We start from the raw sequence: 2,672 nt of genomic DNA on the forward strand, positions 1-2,672 counted from the left end.
AACAGCAGGACATGCTTCCCTTTAGCGCTAAAAAATTCCGCCACACGTGTCGCTATCTGCGCGGCATTATAACGTTCAATACACGACCGGTCTGATGTGGCGTAAACCAGCACCACTTGCGCACTGCGCGGGGATTGTTTTAGCGTTTCGATAAACTCGGTAACTTCACGCCCGCGTTCTCCAATCAGACCAATAACATAAATGTCCGCTTCGGAATGCTCAATCAGCATGCTCATTAACGATGTTTTGCCACAGCCAGCAGAGGCAAAAATACCCATGCGCTGACCCAAGCCGCACGTGAGCAGCCCGTCGATCGCTCGTACTCCCGTCACCAGTGGCGTATCAATCGGCCTGCGCTGAGTAAAATCTTTGGCTTCTCCTTGCACCGTCAGCACATGCTTCACGCCGGAATCGCGCGACGCGTTGCTATCGAGCCGAGCGCGGACATTGCCCATCGCATCAAGAACAGTGCCAGCAACATCGTCATTCAGCGCAATCTTGAACGGGTTACCCGTCGGATAGAGCACATTGCGACGAGAAAACCCCTGGTTATCATTTAGCAGGCTTAATAGCGTGTACTCGTGATTAAAACCAATGACTTGCGCAAGCCCTACTCGTGTTGAATCCTGAAGGGAACGCTGCACCTCGCACACCTCGCCAATATAGGTACCGGGTAAATAGGCCTCTATTACATTTCCCTGAATTCTTACAGGGTGAGCAAGATGGACAAAGTTTTGCGCGACCATGGTTGCACTCCCGTCTTTAATTTAATGCAGTGCGATACTGCTGCAACACCGTTAAAAAGGTATCCAGCATCTCCATGAATGCGGAGGCTGACTCACAATGTTTTTCTTTTACCTGAGCGCGAAGATCTAAACTGTTATCAATCTGATATAGACAAGGTTGCCCTGCATGAAACACCTCTTCGTTATGCGCCAATAACAATGGAAACAGATTGGCACTGCAATAACTCAGGGTAGAAAGATTGAATTCGCCCAACTGCGCCCAAACCCAAATTTCCTCATCATTACTCTTGATATGGATAGTGGGAATATCATCCTTCATATGTAACGATATCGTAGAGTGATTATTCAGGTCTTTATCAAGAACCTCTGACATCCCCACTTCAGCTAAAATCTCGGTTAGCAACGCAACAACATCATATTGCATAATTCACCCGTTAGTTTTGTAGTAAACCTATAACATCAATGTCCACGCTTTGTGAAATTTCACCAAATGAGAGCACATCCATTTCAGGATAATGCTCTTCGACCAGTTTTTTCACAAAGCGTCGAATATCAAGAGATACCATTAAAATAATATCCCTGGCATTGACTCCGTTGCCATGAATACTTTTTTCTAAACACTGCATAATTCGCTCAGTTTCTGGTGGAGGCAAGTTGATAAAGGTTCCCCCCGACGTTTGTCTGATACCATTACGCACTACCGCTTCCAACTCATGCGACATAACAAACGCACGAATTTTTCCTTCCGTAGAAAATCGGTTTGATATATAGCGCGATAACACACCGCGCACATGCTCCACTAACATAATGGGATCTTTTTCTTTCGGAGCCCACTGTACTAATGCCTCAAGAATTAACCTCATGTTCCTGATAGAAATACGTTCTTGCAGCAAACGTTGAAAAACCTCAGTAATACGCTGAACGGTATTATTTCTGTAACACTCTTTAAGTAATTCCGGATATTTTTTATCAAGATCGTCAAGCAGCATTTTCGCCTCCTGGATACCGAAAAACTCGGTAATGTTTCTCGCCAGCAGTGTCGATGCGCAAACGTAAAATTCATCCTGTGCACTACGCGTATAAAATCCAAGACTGTGTGCTTTTTTGCACTGTTCCTCCGGGAGCCAATAGGTTTTTACTTGATCAATTTCATTAACCTGTACATTGCTGTCCAGAACCTGGTACTCATCACCGCGTAGCAAGATCTTATGCATACCGGGAAAGAGCGGGAAGCTGGCCGCCTCAATCTCATTAATTAAAATGACGACGGTATTTTGTGGTGTATCCGATTTATAGTTCATCACCACATCAGGTAAACGAACACCGTACTCGATAAAAAAGTGGCGTTTTAAATACGATGAAAAACCATATTGGTTTACTATTTTTTCATGCCCAGAAAATGCAGTAACGATTAAAGGAATGGTTTCAGGGATAAACTCACCATCGATTACCACAGGTTTTCCCTTATCTTCACCCTCGTTCTCTTTCTGATCTGAACGTGATGCCATTGCTCCCCGCTGTTTTTCTTCCCGCCGGTGTTTGAAATAGAGTCCAAACAGCAGTGCGGCCAATAACAGAAATACCGCCAATGGAAAACCTGGCAGCAGACCGAGCGCAATGGCAAGAATGCCGGTAACCACCAATATAAATTTATTGGAAAACATGTCGTGGATGATTTTGGATCCCAGATTATTATCTTCATTGTTGTTTACCCGAGTAACAATCAAACCACCACTGATAGAAATGAGGAGTGCAGGTATCTGTGCAACTAACGCATCACCTATCGTCAACAGCGTATAGACTGAAAGCGCTGTCGACATACTCATCCCATGTTGCATCATCCCAACAGAAATGCCGCCTAGCAGATTAACGAATATGATGACGATCCCGGCAATTGCATCACCTTTGATAAATTTCATCGCACCA

At 44.7% G+C, this 2,672-nt stretch carries 2 protein-coding genes and 1 pseudogene; all 3 read right to left on the reverse strand.

Annotated features, from left to right (window positions below):
• A pseudogene (locus J5224_RS24730) lies at positions 1–746 on the reverse strand (EscN/YscN/HrcN family type III secretion system ATPase); the annotation flags it as partial.
• 16 nt (positions 747–762) lie between these two features.
• Positions 763–1,170 carry a hypothetical protein gene (locus J5224_RS24735; protein ID WP_264627866.1) on the reverse strand — a complete coding sequence of 136 codons (408 nt, stop codon included), beginning with the start codon at positions 1,168–1,170 and terminating at the stop codon, positions 763–765.
• Between the two features lie 10 nt (positions 1,171–1,180).
• Positions 1,181–2,672: FHIPEP family type III secretion protein (locus J5224_RS24740; protein ID WP_264627867.1), on the reverse strand; the 1,492-nt coding region annotated here is incomplete at its 5' end.

Source organism: Candidatus Symbiopectobacterium sp. NZEC135 (assembly GCF_025962695.1).